The organism is Streptomyces sp. NBC_01217, from assembly GCF_035994185.1.
Lineage (GTDB): Bacteria > Actinomycetota > Actinomycetes > Streptomycetales > Streptomycetaceae > Streptomyces.
Window position 1 is genome coordinate 3109430 of record NZ_CP108538.1, and the last position, 16748, is coordinate 3126177.

The following is a 16748-nucleotide window of genomic DNA, read 5'->3' on the forward strand; positions in this document are numbered from 1 at the left end:
CGAGCCACTCTCCGTCCCAATCCTTCATCGGGAGACTCCGCCATGTCCGGAAACCGCCGGAAGACGGCCGCCGCGCTCGCCGCGACCGCCGCGATATCGCTGTTCGCCTCCGCCTGTACGGGCCAGAGCAACTCCGGTGCCAGTGATGACGCGTCCAAGGAGACGACCATCAACTTCTGGCACGGCTGGAGCGCCCCGAACGAGGTCAAGGCGATCCAGGCCACGGTCGACGCCTTCGAGAAGGCGCACCCCAACATCCATGTGAAGGTCGTCGGTAACATGACCGACGACAAGATCAACCAGGCGCTGCGGGCGGGCGGTTCGAAGGCCCCGGACGTCGTGTCGTCCTTCACCACGAACAATGTCGGCAAGTTCTGCTCGTCGAAGGCGTTCGTCGACCTCAACCCCTTCCTGAAGAAGGACGGGATCGACGCGGACAAGACCTTCCCCAAGGCGATGAACGAGTACACGCAGTTCGACGGTGTGCGCTGCACCGTGCCGCTGCTCGGTGACGCGTACGGGCTGTACTACAACAAGGACGCGTTCGAGGCCGCCGGGATCACCGCCCCGCCGAAGACCTGGTCGGAACTGGCCGCGGACGCCAAGAAGCTGACGAAGACCAAGGGTGACTCGTACCAGCAGCTCGGATTCATGCCGAACTACCACGGCTACGAGTCGACGACCGAGCACTACCTCGGCGGCTGGAACCCCACGTACTTCGACACGGACGGCAAGTCGAACATCGCCAAGGACCCGGCGTTCGCCTCCATGCTCACCACCCAGAAGAAGCTGGTCGACGACCTGGGCGGCTACGAGAAGCTGGAGAAGTACCGCACCTCGTTCGGTGACGAGTGGGGCGCCAAGCACCCGTTCCACACAGGCCAGGTGGCCATGCAACTGGACGGCGAGTGGCGGCTCGGCATGGCCGAGGACACCAAGCCGGGCTTCGAGATCGGGGTGGCCCCGATGCCCGTCGCCGACGACGAGGCCGACACCTACGGCAAGGGCTATCTGACGGGCACCATCGCCGGTATCGCGTCCACGTCGAAGAAGCAGAACGCGTCCTGGGAGCTGGTGAAGTTCATGACGACCGACACCGACGCGGTGGTCGACTTCGCCAACGCCATCCACAACGTGCCGTCCACGCTGGACGCGCTGAAGTCGCCGAAGCTGAAGTACGACCCGCGGTTCAAGACGTTCCTGGACATCGCCGCGAACCCGGACAGCACCACCACCCCGCCCTCGGTGAACGGCGGCGCGTACCTGGTGTCCCTGCAGAACCTCGGATTCGACATCGAGAAGGGCAAGCAGACGGACATCAAGGCCGGTCTGGAGAAGACCGCCGCGGAGATCGACGCGGCGATCGCCCAGGCGAAGTAGCACCGCGATGAGCACGAGCACGCACACGTACGCTCTGCGTTCGAAGCGCCGCCGGTCGGCCCTTCGGACGGCGGCCTTCATGTCGCCGTGGCTGATCGGGTTCGGCGTCTTCTTCGCCTATCCGCTGATCTCCACGCTCTACTTCTCCTTCACCAGCTACGACGGTTTCGCGGCCCCGGAATTCAGCGGGCTGAAGAACTGGTCGTACGTCTTCACCGACTACCCGCTGTTCTGGCCCGCGCTGCGCAACACGCTCTGGCTGGTCGTGGTCATGGTGACCTGCCGGGTGGTGTTCGGGCTCGGTGTCGGGATGCTGATCACCAGGATCAAGACAGGTACGGGGGTCTTCCGCACCCTGTTCTATCTGCCGTATCTGGCCCCGCCGGTCGCGGCGACCCTCGGCTTCGTCTTCCTGCTCAACCCGGGGACGGGGCCGGTCAATTCGATCCTCGGCGATCTGGGGCTGCCCACGCCGGGCTGGTTCACCGACGCCGCCTGGTCCAAACCGGCGCTGACCGCGCTCGCGGTGTGGGGGGTGGGCGACCTGATGGTGATCTTCATGGCCGCGCTGCTCGACGTACCGAAGGAGCAGTACGAGGCGGCGGAGCTGGACGGGGCGACCGCGTTCCAGCGGTTCCGCTTCGTCACCCTGCCGAACATCTCGCCGATCGTGATGTTCGCCGTGGTCACCGGGATCATCCAGACGATGCAGTACTACACCCAGCCGCTCGTGGCGGGGAAGGTCGCCTCGGGCGTGATGGGCGGCTCCGGGCAGCAGTTCGAACCGGGCTATCCCGACAAGTCGACACTGACGCTTCCGCAGCTCGTCTACAACCTCGGCTTCCAGCGCTTCGACTACGGCTCCGCCTGCGTGGTCGCGCTCGTTCTCTTCGTCCTCGCGATGGCGTTCACCGCACTGCTGATGCGGCGTCGCAGCGGGCTGATCCAGGCAGGTGAGTGACGTGGCGCAGGCTCTCGACACCCTCAAGGCGGCCGGCCCCGCGCCCGACCCGGTCACCCCGGCCGAGCGCACGGCCCGCCGCAAGACGCTGCTGCACTGGATCGCCGTGCACTCGCTCGGCGTCGCCGCCGCGCTCTTCTTCGTGCTGCCGTTCGTCTTCCTCCTGCTCACCTCGCTGATGAGCGACCAGCAGGCGCTGACCCGCGATCTGTGGCCTCACCCCTTCGAGTGGAGCAACTACAGGAAGGTGTTCGACACCCCGGGCTTTCTGACCTGGTGGAAGAACACCCTGCTGTACGCGGGCCTCGGCACCGTCCTCACGGTCGTGTCGTCGCTGCCCGTGGCGTACGCGCTCGCCAAGTTCCGCTTCCGCGGGCGGCATCTGTCGCTGATGCTCGTCATCTCGATGATGATGCTGCCGCCGCAGGTCGTCGTCATCCCGATGTATCTGTTCTGGGCGAAGCAGCTGGACATGTCCGGCACGCTCTGGCCGCTGATCATCCCGATGGCCTTCGGTGACGCGTTCTCCATCTTCCTGCTGCGGCAGTTCCTGCTGACCATCCCGAACGAGTACCTCGACGCGGCGAGGGTCGACGGCTGCGGCGAACTGCGCACCCTGCTCAAGGTCGTGGTGCCGATGGCCAGACCGGGCATCGCCGCCGTCGCGCTCTTCCAGTTCTTCTACGCCTGGAACGACTACTTCGGACCGCAGATCTACGCCTCCGAGAACCCGGCCGCCTGGACGCTCAGTTACGGCCTGGAATCCTTCAAGGGCGCACACCACACCGACTGGAACCTGACCATGGCCGCGACCGTACTGGTCATGGCCCCTGTGATCCTCGTCTTCTTCTTCGCTCAAAAGGCTTTTGTCGAGGGCGTCACACTGACCGGAGTAAAGGGCTGACCTATGAAGCTCGCAGTAGTTGGTGGCGGGTCCACCTACACACCTGAACTGATCGACGGCTTCGCCCGGCTGCGGGACACGCTGCCCATCGAGGAACTCGTCCTCGTCGACCCGGCGGCCGACCGTCTCGAACTCGTCGGCGGCCTCGCCCGGCGGATCTTCGCCAAGCAGGGCCACCCGGGGAGGATCGTCACCACCTCGGACCTCGACGCGGGCGTCGACGGCGCCGACGCGGTCCTGCTCCAGCTGCGCGTCGGTGGCCAGGCCGCCCGCAACCAGGACGAGACCTGGCCGCTGGAGTGCGGCTGCATCGGCCAGGAGACCACCGGGGCCGGCGGCCTCGCCAAGGCGCTGCGCACCGTGCCCGTCGTCCTGGACATCGCCGAGCGGGTCCGCCGCACCAACCCGGACGCCTGGATCATCGACTTCACCAATCCGGTCGGCATCGTCACCCGTGCGCTGCTCCAGGCCGGGCACAAGGCCGTCGGCCTGTGCAACGTGGCGATCGGCTTCCAGCGGAAGTTCGCCCGGCTCCTCGATGTCACCCCCGGCGAGGTACACCTCGACCATGTCGGGCTCAACCATCTGACCTGGGAGCTCGGGGTCCGGCTCGGCGGCCCGGACGGCGAGAACGTCCTGCCGAAGCTGCTCGCCGAGCACGGCGACGCGATCGCCGACGATCTGCACATGCCGCGGGCGATCGTCGACCGGCTCGGCGTCGTCCCCTCGTACTACCTGCGGTACTTCTACGCGCACGACGAGGTCGTACGGGAACTCGGCACCAAGCCGTCCCGGGCGGCCGAGGTCGCCGCGATGGAGAAGGAGCTCCTCGCCATGTACGGCGACCCGGCGCTGGACGAGAAGCCCGCACTGCTCGCCAAGCGCGGCGGCGCCTTTTACTCGGAGGCGGCCGTGGACCTGGCGTCCTCGCTGCTCGGCTCGGGCGGCTCGGCGGTGCAGGTCGTCAACACGTACAACAGGGGGACGCTGCCGTTCCTGCCGGACGACGCGGTGATCGAGGTGCAGGCCCGGGTCGACGGCACGGGCGCGACGCCGCTCGCCGTTCCCGAGCTGGATCCGCTGTACGCCGGCCTGATCTCCCATGTGACGGCGTACGAGGACCTCGCCCTGGAAGCCGCGCTGCGCGGGGGCCGCGAGCGGGTCTTCAAGGCGCTGCTCGCGCACCCGCTGATCGGCCAGTTCGAGTACGCCGAGGCGCTCACCGACAAGCTGATCGCGCACAACCGGGAGCACCTGGCGTGGGCGTGAACGCTTCGGTCCTCGCGATCGATGCGGGGAACAGCAAGACCGATGTGGCACTCGTCGGTGAGGACGGAACGGTGCTGTCGGCGGCCCGCGGCGGTGGCTTCCAGCCGCCGGTCGTGGGCATCGAGGCGGCCGTGGACGTTCTCGGTGCGGCCGTCGGCCGGGCGCTGGAGCTGTCCGGCGTGCCGTCCGGCTCCGTCGCGCATGTGTCGGCCGCTCTCGCCAACGCCGACCTTCCGGTGGAGGAGGAGCAGCTGGCGGCGGCGCTGCGGGCCCGTGGCTGGGGTGCCACGGTCGAGGTCCGCAACGACACCTTCGCGATTCTGCGTGCGGGGGTGGACGAGCCGCGGGGGGTGGCGGTCGTCTGCGGTGCGGGGATCAACTGCGTCGGCATGGTGCCGGACGGGAGGACCGCGCGCTTCCCGGCCATAGGCCGGATCTCCGGTGACTGGGGCGGTGGTTCGGGGCTGGCCGAGGAGGCGATGTGGTTCGCCTCGCGGGCGGAGGACGGCCGCGGTGAGCCGACCGAACTGGCGCGTGCGCTCCCCGGGCACTTCGGGCTCGGCTCGATGTACGCGCTGATCGAGGCGCTGCATCTGGGCCGGCTCGGGTTCGAGCGGCGGTACGAGCTGACTCCGGTGCTCTTCGCGACCGCTGCGGCCGGGGACCGGGTGGCGGGTGCGCTGGTGGACCGGCTGGCGGAGGAGGTCGTCGCGATGGCATCGGTCGCGCTGGGCAGGCTCGGTCTGCTGGACGAGGAGGCACCGGTGGTGCTGGGCGGCGGCGTACTGGCGGCCCGTCACCCGCAGTTGGACGACAAGATCGGCGAACTCCTCGCGGTGCGCGCCCCGAAGGCGGTGGTCAGGGTGGTGACGGAGCCTCCGGTTCTGGGGGCCGCGCTGCTCGGCCTGGATCACACGGGGGCGGCCGACGAGGTGCACGAGAGGCTGCGTGCGCAGTACGGCTGACACGGTTGCCGTACGTGAGGGGCGTCCTGCGATGCAAATGCCGCAGGACGCCCCTTGCGTACGGGAACCGATCAGTTGTCCCGGACGTGTTCATGAGTGGGGAGATCGGTCCGCTTCGGGGATTGGTCCGCCGATCGTCTTGATCGGCGGCTCGGGCCTTGGTCGAATGCGTGTGATCGCGTTCGTCGATCGTGTCAGTGGATCGTGTTCGTGGACCGATGCAGGATCAGGGCGTTCCTTGTGTGGATGTCAGTCCCTGCGGCCATACTTCTGGCCGGGTACCAGTCCCCCGATCGGCCGGGGGCCTGACCGCCGTCAGTGACCGAGGGGGAGGTCGAGTGACACACCCGCCGAATGTACGTACGGCGCCGGAACACGCGCGGGCGCAGCCGCCCGTGCCCGCGACCGTACCCGCTCCGCCACAGCGCGGGGCCCGGTCCGCGACGGCGGAGCGGCTGCGGACCGCGGCGACGACCGAACCGGGCAGGCTGCAGATCATCGGGGCCGTACTGGCCCTGCTCGTCGTCGCGTTCGGGGCCGTGACGGCGTTCGAGATCGCCGACCGGGCGGCCGCGGCCGATGACGTGGTGAGCCGCAGCCAGCCGCTGAGCGCCGACGCGGCGGACATCTACCGCTCGCTGGCCGATGCCGACACCGCGGCGGCGAGCGGCTTCCTGGCCGGGGCACAGGAGCCGCGCGATGTCCACGACCGGTACGACAAGGACATCGAGGAGGCGTCCCGGCTGCTGGTGAAGGCCGCGGCCAACACGGACGCGTCGACGGCCTCCGGGCACGAGATCACCACGCTCAACGTGGAACTCCCCCGGTACGCGGGCCTGATCGAGCGGGCCCGCGCCAACAACCGGCAGGGTCTGCCGCTGGGCGGTGCCTATCTCCGGTACGCGAACCAGAAGATGACCAATGTGCTGCTGCCGGCCGCCGAGCGGCTGTACACGGCGGAGACCGGGCGGCTCGACCGGGACAACGACTCGGCCAGGGCCTGGCCGTTCTTCTCGCTCGGGCTCGGTGTCGTCGCGCTGGCCGGACTGCTCTGGGCTCAGCGGCGCAACTACCGCAGGACGAACCGGGTCTTCAACCAGGGGCTGCTCGTCGCGACCGCCGCGTCCACCGTCGTCCTGCTGTGGCTGGCCGTGGGGCACACGGTTGCGCGTGCCGAACTGCTGGACGCCGATGTGCACGGGCAGCAGTCCCTCGATGTCCTCAACCACGCGCGGATCGACTCGCTCAAGGCGCGCGCGAATGAGAACCTCACTCTTGTCGCCCGTGGCGCGGTGCTCACCGCGGACGGCAGGAACGACAAGTACGAGACCGACTACAGCACGGGGATGAAGGCTCTCGGTGCAGAGCTGGGGAAAGCCAGGAAGCTTGCCGACGACTCCCAGGGGAGCGGGCCGGTGGCGAACGCCATCAACGGTGTCTCCGAGTGGCAGGGCCGCCACCGGACCGCCCGCACGACCGACGACAGCGGCGACTACGAGGGCGCGCTGAAGCAGATCATCGGGCCGAAGGACTCCACGGGTGAGTCCTTCAACCGGGTGGACGAGGCGCTGAAGCAGGCACTCGCCCATGAACAGGGCGAATTCACCCGGGCCGCGAAGGACGGGCGCGGGGCGCTGGGCGGGCTGCCGGTCGGGGCCTCGGCGCTCGCCGCGCTGGCGGCCCTCGCCGCCATCGTCGGGGTCAACCGCAGGCTCTCGGAGTACCGGTGAGAGGGGGAGCGATGACCAGGAAGAGCACGGGCCCCCGGGCCGACCGCAGGCTGCGTGGCTGGGGTGGGGTGACCGGCATGGCCGTGGCCTGCGCGGTGACGGCCTCGCTCACCCTGCTGCCGCTCTCCCACGGCGGCGCCGACGCCTTCGTCGGGGACTCCTCCGGACCGGACACGGCGCAGGCGGTGCAGGCCCGGGCCGACGACTGCACCGACCCGGAGGCGAGCCTGCCGCCGTCGAGCGCCGACGGTCCGAGCATCGCGAAGATCAAGACGCGCGGAAAGCTGATCGCGGGCGTCGACCAGAACAGCTTCCGCTGGGGCTACCGCAACCCGGAGACCGGAAAGCTCGAAGGCTTCGACATCGATCTGGTGCGGGCCATCGCCGAGGACATCCTGGGCGATCCCGACGCGGTGATCTTCCGGGCCATCCCCACCAATCAGCGGATCGCCGCCCTGGAGAACGACAAGGTCGACGTCGTCGTCCGGACGATGACGATCAACTGCACCCGGCTGGACCAGGTCTCGTTCTCCACGGCCTACTTCCAGGCCGGGCAGCAGGTCCTCGCGCCGAAGGGCTCACCGATCACCGGGTTCGACAAGTCCCTTGCAGGCAAGCGGGTCTGCACCGCCGAGGGCTCCACCGCCTACGAGGCACTGGAGAAGCAGTCGTTCGGCTCGGTCTTCAAGGACGAGCACGACAGCACCGAGGCGGACGAGGACCGGCTCACCGTCCCCAACCAGCTGGACTGCCTGGTACGGCTGCAGCTGGGCGAGGTCGACGCGGTGGTCACGGACAACGCGCTGGGGGCCGGCCAGGCCGCCCAGGACCCGGCGGTCGAGCTCAAGGGCGACAAGCCGTTCACCACCGAGTACTACGGCGTGGCGACGAAGCGCGGTGCGAACGATCTGGTGGCCCGGGTCAATCAGGTGCTGGTCGACTACCGCAGGGGAGGTGCGGACAGCCCCTGGATGGTGTCGTACCGGAAGTGGCTGGAGGCCGGTCTGCCGGGGATATCGGCGCCACCGGCCCCCAAGTACCGGAGCAACTAGCGCCGGGCCGGCCAGGTGTGCGCGACAGCGCGCGACCGGACCGGCGAGGCAGTGGCACTGATCCTGCCGGGCCCGTCCCGGCAGGAAGAGCGGAGAGATGATCGATGGGCGTCGCGGGCCCCTTCCCCGGCTACGCGGGGAGGCCCCCCGGCCCGGTCATGGACCGGGACGAGGCGGACCGTGCGCTGGCCCGGCTGGACGCGGAGCACGAGGCTATCGAGACCTCGCTCCTCGCCCTGCAGGACCACGCGGGCCGCCGGCTCCTGGAGGGCGCCGATCTGACCGGTGTCACCAAGGAACGCTGGGCCTCCACCGAGCAGTCGATCACGCTGCTGTGGGGATATTTCGACGCCTACGCGGGGGCGCTGTCCGAGGCGCGCGCGGTGCGGTCCCGCCGCCGCCACCCCAACCGGGAGGACCTGATGGCCCTCACCGAGCTGCTGCGCGGCCAGGGCGTCACCGTGGCGCACGCGGCGGGTCGCCCCGATCCGTCGATCACGGGCCCGGCCAGGCTCTCCGAGCGGTTCACGCTGGAGGAGCTGGTCGCCCGGATGAACGACCTGTACGCCCGCTCGCTGGACATGGTCGTCGCCTCCGACTCCGTGTGGTCCGCGCTGCCCGCCCGGATAGACCTCCTCGCCGCCGAGCTGCACCGCACCCGCTCGCTGGCGCACTCCGTCGGCGTAAGGCCCGGTGAGCACCCGGCGGGTGACGACCTGGAGGCGATCACCCAGGAGCTGACCACGCTGCGGGTCCAGGTGATCTCCGATCCGCTAGCGTTCTGGCTGTCGGGCCCGGGGAGTTCGGCGCCCGGCGGCGGACGCCCCGACACGACACGATACGACCGGGCGGCCCGCGCGCTCGACGACGTACGCCGTGAGATCGAGGCGGTGCTCGCGGTCCGGCAGGACGCCGAGCAGCGCCTGGTCCACCTGCGTGACGTCCTCTCCCGCGCGGACCGCACCCTGGCCGAGGCCCGGTCGGCGCGCGGGGAGGTGCTGGCGAAGATCGCCGCCTCGGAGGTGCCCGCGGTCAGCGGTCCGGCGACCGCGCTCCAGGAGCGGCTGGCCGCCGCTTCGGAGTACCGCAGGCATGCCCAGTGGCACCGGCTCTCCCCGCTCCTGGAGACGCTGGAGCGGGAGGCCGAGGAGGAGTTGCTGCGGGCCCGCGAGTCGCTGACCGCGGTCACGGCCCCGCTGGCCGTACGGGCGGAACTGCGCGGCAGGCTCGACGCGTACAAGGCGAAGATCGCCCAGCACGGGCTGGCCGAGGACCCGCTGCTGATCGAGCGGTACGACGCGGCGCGGCGCATGCTGTGGAGCGCGCCGTGCGATCTGCGGGTCGCCGCGCAGACGGTGCTGCGCTATCAGGAGGCGGCGGCCGAACTGCTGTCCCAGCGCCGGACCTCGGGACCGGAGGACCGGCGATGAGCACGGACGGATGCAAGGTGGAAGGGCCGCGGCAGCGGCGGGGCGAACAGGGGGACGGACCATGAGTACGCAGTGCCAGCGCCCCGCGTGCGAGGGCAGTTACGAGGACATGGGCGGCGGTGAGCTGTACTGCGACACCTGCGGTCTGGCTCCGGTCGTCTCGCCGACGGGCATGGTGAGTTCGCCGCCCACCGGGATCGCGGGCGGCGGTGCGAGCAGCAGGGGCAGCCGGGGCAGCGACAGCAGTTCGCGTTCCTCGTCCCGGGCGTCCTCGCGTTCCTCTTCGCGCTCGTCGACGTCGCGGCGTTCCGTTTCGGGACGGCTCTCGCGCTCGGTGTCCGGTGGAGCCACGTCCCGTTCGGTGTCGGTGCGTTCCTCCGGTTCGTCCACAGGCGCGTCGGGCCGGGGCAGGCTGGGTGCGGGCCTGGTGCAGGTGCCGGACGTGCCGCGTCCCGACCCGCGCTCGGCGGTGATGGAGAACCCGGAGGTGCCGGAGCGCAAGCGGTTCTGTTCGCGTTCGGACTGCGGGGCCCCGGTGGGCCGGGCCCGCGGCGAACGGGCGGGCCGCACGGAGGGGTTCTGCACCAAGTGCGGTCACCCCTACTCCTTCGTGCCCAAGCTCCACGAGGGCGACATCGTGCACGGCCAGTACGAGGTCGCGGGCTGTCTGGCGCACGGCGGTCTCGGCTGGGTCTATCTCGCGGTCGACCGCGCGGTCTCGGACCGCTGGGTGGTCCTCAAGGGCCTGCTCGACACCGGTGACCAGGACGCCATGGCGGCCGCCATCTCGGAGCGCCGATTCCTCGCCGAGATCGAGCACTCCAACATCGTCCGGATCTACAACTTCGTCGAGCATCTCGACCAGCGCACCGGCTCGCTCGACGGCTACATCGTGATGGAGTACGTCGGCGGCAAGGCGCTCAAGGAGATCGCGAACGAGCGCCGCACGCCGGCCGGGAGACGCGATCCCCTGCCGGTCGAGCAGGCGTGCGCGTACGGCATCGAGGCGCTGGAGGCGCTCGGCCATCTGCACAGCCGCAACCTGCTGTACTGCGACTTCAAGGTCGACAACGCGATCCAGACCGAGGACCAGCTGAAGCTGATCGACATGGGCGCGGTCCGCAGGATGGACGACGACGAGTCGGCCATCTACGGCACGGTGGGGTATCAGGCACCGGAGGTCGCGGAGGTCGGCCCCTCGGTCGCCTCCGATCTGTACACGGTCGCGCGGACGCTCGCGGTGCTCACCTTCGACTTCCAGGGCTATACCAACGTCTTCGTGGACTCGCTGCCGGACCCGGACAACATCGAGGTGTTCCGGACCTATGAGTCGTTCTACCGGCTGCTGGTGCGGGCCACCGACCCCGACCCGGCGCAGCGGTTCGCCTCGGCGGCGGAGATGGCGGAGCAGCTGACGGGTGTGCTGCGCGAGGTGGTGTCGCTTCAGACGGGGCGGCCGCGCCCTGCGCTGTCGACGCTGTTCGGCACGGAAGTACGGGTCACGGACACGCAGTTGTTCGCCGAGCTGACGGACGATGTGTCGCGGCTGGGGACACGGGCTGCCGCTCCGGCGCCGTCGGGCCGCTTCGGACGGCGGCGGAAGGGGGCGGGTACTCTGACAGGGACGGGGGCGGGGGCGGTCCCGGGCGCACCCGCAGTGCCGTCCGCAGCGCCGGGGCCCGGTGCACTGCCCGCGGGTGCGCCGGCGACGGGTGCTCCGACCGCGCCGGGGTACGCCGCGGCGGGCGCCGGTCCGCTGACCGCGCCGCCCACCCACGTACGGGCGGGCAGCGGTACGGGCCCGGCGGCCGTGCAGGGCGGTACGGCCCTCTCGTACGCGCAGACCCGGGTCGCGATTCCGGCGCCCCGGATGCCGGTCACCGATCCCGGTGCGCCCTCCGGGACGTACACCGGGCAGTACGCCCCGGCCGCGCCCCGGCTGACCTGGTTCGACGCACGGTCCACCGCGCTCGCGCTGCCCGTGCCCCGGGTCGACGCGAGCGATCCCAACGCGGGCTTCCTGGCCGGGCTGATGACCACCGCCCCCGCTGAACTGATCACGGTGCTGAGCGCCATACCGGCCGCCTCGCTGGAGACCCGGCTGCGTGAACTGCGCGCGCGTCTGGAGCTGCACGAACTCGGCGCCGCGGGGCAGACCCTGACGGCGCTGGAGGGGCAGTTCCCGGACGACTGGCGGGTCGTCTGGTACCGCGGCATCACCTCGCTGGTGACCGGTGACCACGAGAACGCGGCGCTCTCCTTCGACGCGGTGTACGACGCGTTTCCCGGGGAGCCGGCGCCCAAGCTGGCGCTGGGGATCTGCGCGGAGGTGCTGGGCCAGCTGGACAACGCCGCCGAGTACTACCGCCTGGTGTGGACGACCGACCCGAGCTTCGTCAGCGCCGCGTTCGGCCTGGCCCGGGTGCAGATCGCCGCCGGGGACCGGGCCGGGGCCGTCAGTACGCTGGAGTCCGTGCCGGAGGCGTCGATCCACTACACGGCGGCCCGGGTCGCCGCGGTGCGTGCCCGGCTGCGTGAACGGGCCCCGGACGAGCCGCTGATCGTCGACCTGATGGCCGCATCGGCCCAGGTATCGGGACTGGCCGGCCTGGGTCTCGACGCGGTGCGCCGCGAACAGTTGTCGACAGAGGTGCTGGGGACGGCCCTCGACTGGGTACTCTCCGGTAGTCCCACGGCTGCGTCCCCGGCGCGGCAGCCGCACGGACCGGCCGGACCGCACGCGCCGAGAACGCTGCTCGGCAGTGAGGTGGACGAGCGCGGCCTGCGTTTCGGGCTCGAGCGTTCGTACCGGATGCTCGCCCGGCTTGCGGAGCCCGGCGACGAGAGGATCGAACTGGTGGAGCGGGCCAACCGCTTCCGCCCCCGGACGTGGGTGTGAGAATGTCACAGAAGCCCCAGGAGACGGCCTTGTCGAAGTGCCCCGGCTGTGCGGAGCCGCTGGAGCCGGGGGACCTGTTCTGCGGTGCGTGCGGGTACGACCTGTCGGCCGTGCCCGAGCCTGCGCAGGACCACCCGACGATCGCCATCGCCGTACCGGCGGAGAACGGCACGGCGGCCGCCGCCCGCACTCCGTCGGGGTTCCGGTTCGACGAGCCGGGCGGTGCGGAAGGACCGGGCGGGCCGGAAGACCCGGCCGCCTCGGGCGACTTCGAGCTGGCGGCACCCGGGGCCACGCCTGGTGCCGCGCCCGTGTCCGCGCCGTCCGCCGAGGCATCCGCGCCGGCACCCGTATCCACGCCCGATCCCCGTACCCCTGCCGCGGAGCTGCACTCCACACCACCGGCCGGCACCAAGCTCTGTGTCGCCTGCCGCGCCGGTCGTGTCGACACCGACGGCTACTGCGAGAACTGCGGTCACGCCCAGCCGCGCGAGCGCGACCACATGGAGCAGGAGCTCGGTTCGGTGGCCGCCGTCAGCGACCGGGGTCTGCGCCACCACCGCAACGAGGACTCGTTCGCGGTGTCGACCACCGCCCTGCCCGACGGTTCACCGGCCGTCGTCGCGATCGTCTGCGACGGCGTCTCGTCGGCGAGCCGCCCCGACGAGGCGTCGGCCGCCGCCGCGAGCGCCGCCAACGAGGCGCTGCTGGAGTCACTGCCGCGCGGCACGCATCCGCAGCAGGCGATGCACGAGGCGATCGTCGCGGCCGCCGAGTCGGTCAACTCCCTGGCGGAGGAGCCCGGCCGGGCCATGGAGCACGACCCGCACCGCCACCAGAACGCCCCCGCGTGCACCCTGGTCGGCGCGGTGATGGCGGGCGGCCTGCTGGTCATCGGCTGGGTTGGCGACAGCCGCGTCTACTGGGTGCCGGAGGACCGCACCACTCCGCCCGCCCGGCTGACCGAGGACGACTCCTGGGCCGCGCAGATGGTGGCGGCGGGCCTGATGAACGAGGCCGAGGCGTACGCGGACGAGCGCGCCCACGCCATCACGGGCTGGCTCGGCGCCGACGCGTACGAACTGGAGCCGCACACCGCGTCCTTCAAACCCGACCGGTCCGGTCTCGTGGTGGTGTGCACGGACGGCCTGTGGAATTACGCGGAGTCGGCGGCCGAGATGGCCGCGGCGGTACCGGCCGACGCACAGCTGCGGCCGCTGCACGGCGCCCAGGTGCTGGTGGGTCACGCGCTCGACGGTGGGGGCCACGACAACGTAACAGTGGCTCTGCTGCCGTTCACCGTGGCGCCGCAAGGGGCAGGATCGGCCTGCGGCACCCCATGAGTCCCGTTCCGTAACGCTTGATTCCGTTTCCACCCGACCGCGTGTTCCCTGACGCCTTCGCCCGTTTTTTTCTGCCCTCACAGCTGTCTTCAACCGACACCTGGAGCCTCAAGGAGCCGATCAGATGGCCAACTTCTCCAAGTCGAACGTGCCGCAGTTCTCCGTCGAGGTGTACCAGAACGAATATCTGCCGGAGGGCGGCCGCGAGGTCAACGCGATCGTCACGGTCACCTCGACCGGAGGCGGCACCACCGGCGGCGTCCCGCTGTCCGGTGCGACCGCCTCCCCCGCGCACGTACCGGGGCAGGCACCGAAGGCCGCCGTGGTGATCATGGTCGACTGCTCGGGGTCGATGGACTATCCGCCGACGAAGATGCGCAACGCCCGCGATGCGACGGCCGCGGCCATCGACACCCTGCGCGACGGCACCTCGTTCGCCGTGGTCGGCGGTACGCATGTGGCCAAGGAGGTCTACCCGGGCAACGGCAGGCTCGCCGTCGCCGATGCGCGGACCAAGGCCCAGGCGAAGGAGGCCCTGCGTGCGCTCAGCGCCGGCGGCGGTACGGCGATCGGCACCTGGCTGCGGCTGGCGGACCGGCTGCTGGGCGCCGCCGATGTGGAGATCCGGCACGGCATCCTCCTCACCGACGGCCGCAACGAGCACGAGGCACCGGAGGATCTGCGGGCCGCGCTCGAATCCTGCGCGGGCCGCTTCACCTGTGACGCCCGCGGTGTCGGCACCGACTGGGAGGTGAAGGAGGTCACGGCCATAGCCTCCGCGCTGCTCGGCACGGCCGACATCGTCGCCGACCCGGCGGGGCTGGCCGCGGACTTCACACAGATGATGGAGAACGCGATGGGCAAGGAGGTCGCGGACGTCGCGCTGCGGCTCTGGACGCCCGTCGGCGTCGAGATCAGGTTCGTGAAACAGGTCGCACCGACGGTCGTCGACCTGACCGGCCGCCGCACCGGGGTGGGCCCCCGCGCCGGGGACTATCCCACGGGTTCCTGGGGCGACGAGTCCCGCGACTACCACGTCTGCGTACAGGTGCCGCAGGCCGGGATCGGTCAGGAGATGCTGGCGTCCCGGGTCTCACTGGTCCTCCCCGACCCCTCGGGCGGGGCCCCGCAGACCCTTTCGCAGGGCCTGGTACGGGCGGTGTGGACCGAGGACATGGTCGCGTCCACCTCGATCAACCCTCAGGTCGCGCACTACACGGGGCAGGCGGAACTGGCACAAGTCATCCAACAGGGGCTCGATGCCCGCAAGTCGGGAGATTTCGACGGCGCGACCGCGAAACTGGGCCGTGCGGTGCAGCTGGCATCGGCGTCCGGGAACGAGGACACTGCGAAACTGCTTTCGAAGGTGGTGGACGTCGTCGATGCCGCGACAGGTACTGTGCGACTGAAGGCGAAGGTCGCGGAAGCCAACTCGATGACACTCGAAACACGCTCGACCAAGACCGTTCGCGTCAAGAAATAACCGGGAACAACCACACAGCCACACAGTCGAGCCGCCCGGCCGGATCGATCCGCCGGGTGGCACTGAGCAACAAAAAATGACGGCCCCCGGGGCCGGACGAGGAGAGGGGGAAGCGCCGACATGCCGACCTGCCCGAACGGACACCAGTCGGGTTCCGACGACTGGTGCGAGGTCTGCGGCCATCGCATGGCCGGGGCGGGCGCGCCTGCGGGTGCAGTCCCCCCGCCGCCTCCCCCGCCGCCCGCTCCCGGTTACGGCTACCCGCAGGGCCCCGGTGGCCCCGGCTCCGATGCGACCCAGCAGGCAGAACTCTGCCCGCAGTGCCGCACGCCGCGTGAGGCGATGGCGCCGTTCTGCGAGGAGTGCCGCTGGAACTTCCTCACGAACACCGCGACGTCCTACACGCCGCTGGCCCCGTCCCACAGCATTCCGGCCCCTCCGCCCGGTCTCAATCTGCCGCCCGGCTTCCAGGCGCAGCAGCCGTCGGGCCCTCAGCAGCAGCGCGATCCGTTCGAGTACCAGGGCTCGCGGCCCTCGCAGGTGAACCGCCCGGCCGAGCCGCTCTCCCCCGACCAGGCGAGCCGGCCCGTACCCCCGCCGCCGGGGCCTCAGTCGCCGCAGCCGTTCCAGCAGCAGGGGCCGCCGCCTGTGCCGTCCTTCCAGCAGCAGACCGCGCCGCCCCCGCCGTTCCAGCAGCAGTCCCCGCCCTCGCCGTTCCAGCAGCAGTCGGCGCCGCCCGCGTTCGAGCGTCCCGGTCCGCCCGCGCCCCCGGCCCCGCAGCCGCCCGCACCGCCGCGGTCCGGCGACAACGACGACGACTGGATGCTGTCGCCGCCTTCCCGGACCCAGGCCCCGCAGCCACCGGCCCCGCCGCAGCAGCAGCATCAACCGCCGTTCCCGGGGCAGCCCCAGAGCCGGCAGCCCGCGAGCTGGACCGCGGTCGTCGCCCCGGACCGTGAGTACTTCCTGGCGATGATGCAGCGCAGCGGCCCCGAGGCGACCGGGCTCAACCTGCCCGCGTACTCCCCGGAGCAGCAGCTCGCACTGACCGGCAACCAGATCACCATCGGCCGCCGCAGACACAGCACCGGTGAGTCCCCCGACATCGATCTGTCCGTGCCGCCGGAGGACCCGGGCGTCTCGCACCAGCACGCGGTGCTGGTGCAGCAGCCCGACGGAAGCTGGGCCGTGGTCGACCAGAACTCCACCAACGGCACCACGCTCAACGGCGCCGAGGACCCGATCCAGCCCTATGTCCCCGTTCCGCTCCAGGACGGCGACCGGGTCCATGTCGGGGCGTGGACGACGATCACGGTCCGCCGGGGCTGAGAG

Annotated in this window: 13 protein-coding genes; 12 read left to right on the forward strand and 1 reads right to left on the reverse strand. The window is 70.7% G+C overall.

Annotation, left to right across the window (positions count from 1 at the left end):
* Nucleotides 1-42: 42 nt before the first annotated feature.
* The 8 genes from OG507_RS13625 (at nt 43) to OG507_RS13660 (ending at nt 9691) form a co-directional block, all read left to right on the forward strand.
* Nucleotides 43-1380 carry an ABC transporter substrate-binding protein gene (locus tag OG507_RS13625; protein ID WP_327367457.1) on the forward strand — a complete coding sequence of 446 codons (1338 nt, stop codon included), beginning with the start codon at nt 43-45 and terminating at the stop codon, nt 1378-1380.
* Between the two features lie 79 nt (nt 1381-1459).
* Entirely contained in the window at nt 1460-2341 is an 882-nt protein-coding gene (locus OG507_RS13630) for a carbohydrate ABC transporter permease (protein WP_442811099.1), read from the forward strand.
* Nucleotide 2342: 1 nt separating this feature from the next.
* Nucleotides 2343-3245, forward strand: a complete 903-nt coding sequence (locus tag OG507_RS13635) for a carbohydrate ABC transporter permease (RefSeq protein WP_327367459.1) — start codon at nt 2343-2345, stop codon at nt 3243-3245.
* Nucleotides 3246-3248: 3 nt separating this feature from the next.
* Nucleotides 3249-4514, forward strand: a complete 1266-nt coding sequence (locus OG507_RS13640) for a 6-phospho-beta-glucosidase (RefSeq protein ID WP_327367460.1) — start codon at nt 3249-3251, stop codon at nt 4512-4514.
* The gene (locus tag OG507_RS13645) at nt 4505-5479 is read left to right on the forward strand and encodes an N-acetylglucosamine kinase (RefSeq protein ID WP_327367461.1); all 975 of its coding nucleotides are present in this window, start codon (nt 4505-4507) and stop codon (nt 5477-5479) included. Before OG507_RS13640 ends, OG507_RS13645 begins: the two co-directional genes overlap by 10 nt.
* A gap of 395 nt (nt 5480-5874) precedes the next feature.
* The gene (locus OG507_RS13650; RefSeq protein ID WP_327367462.1) at nt 5875-7209 is read left to right on the forward strand and encodes a hypothetical protein; all 1335 of its coding nucleotides are present in this window, start codon (nt 5875-5877) and stop codon (nt 7207-7209) included.
* Between the two features lie 11 nt (nt 7210-7220).
* Nucleotides 7221-8261 carry a glutamate ABC transporter substrate-binding protein gene (locus OG507_RS13655; RefSeq protein WP_327367463.1) on the forward strand — a complete coding sequence of 347 codons (1041 nt, stop codon included), beginning with the start codon at nt 7221-7223 and terminating at the stop codon, nt 8259-8261.
* Between the two features lie 104 nt (nt 8262-8365).
* Nucleotides 8366-9691, forward strand: a complete 1326-nt coding sequence (locus OG507_RS13660) for a hypothetical protein (protein WP_327367464.1) — start codon at nt 8366-8368, stop codon at nt 9689-9691.
* Nucleotides 9692-9790: 99 nt separating this feature from the next.
* Here OG507_RS13660 and OG507_RS40385 read toward each other — a convergent pair whose 3' ends face one another.
* The gene (locus OG507_RS40385; protein WP_442810976.1) at nt 9791-10042 is read right to left on the reverse strand and encodes a hypothetical protein; all 252 of its coding nucleotides are present in this window, start codon (nt 10040-10042) and stop codon (nt 9791-9793) included.
* Nucleotides 10043-10052: 10 nt separating this feature from the next.
* Between OG507_RS40385 and OG507_RS13665 the strand changes: the two genes are divergently transcribed.
* From OG507_RS13665 to OG507_RS13680, 4 genes are all read left to right on the forward strand, one after another.
* On the forward strand, nt 10053-12590 hold the full coding sequence (locus OG507_RS13665; RefSeq protein ID WP_442810977.1) for a tetratricopeptide repeat protein: 2538 nt from the start codon (nt 10053-10055) through the stop codon (nt 12588-12590).
* Nucleotides 12587-13933: a PP2C family serine/threonine-protein phosphatase gene (locus OG507_RS13670; protein ID WP_327367466.1), complete on the forward strand. Its 1347-nt coding sequence runs from the start codon at nt 12587-12589 to the stop codon at nt 13931-13933. The genes OG507_RS13665 and OG507_RS13670 overlap by 4 nt, the downstream gene beginning before the upstream one ends.
* 124 nt (nt 13934-14057) lie before the next feature.
* The gene (locus OG507_RS13675; protein WP_327367467.1) at nt 14058-15416 is read left to right on the forward strand and encodes a vWA domain-containing protein; all 1359 of its coding nucleotides are present in this window, start codon (nt 14058-14060) and stop codon (nt 15414-15416) included.
* A gap of 120 nt (nt 15417-15536) precedes the next feature.
* A complete protein-coding gene (locus OG507_RS13680; protein WP_327367468.1) occupies nt 15537-16745 on the forward strand; it encodes an FHA domain-containing protein in 1209 nt (402 codons plus the stop codon).
* Nucleotides 16746-16748 lie beyond the last annotated feature (3 nt).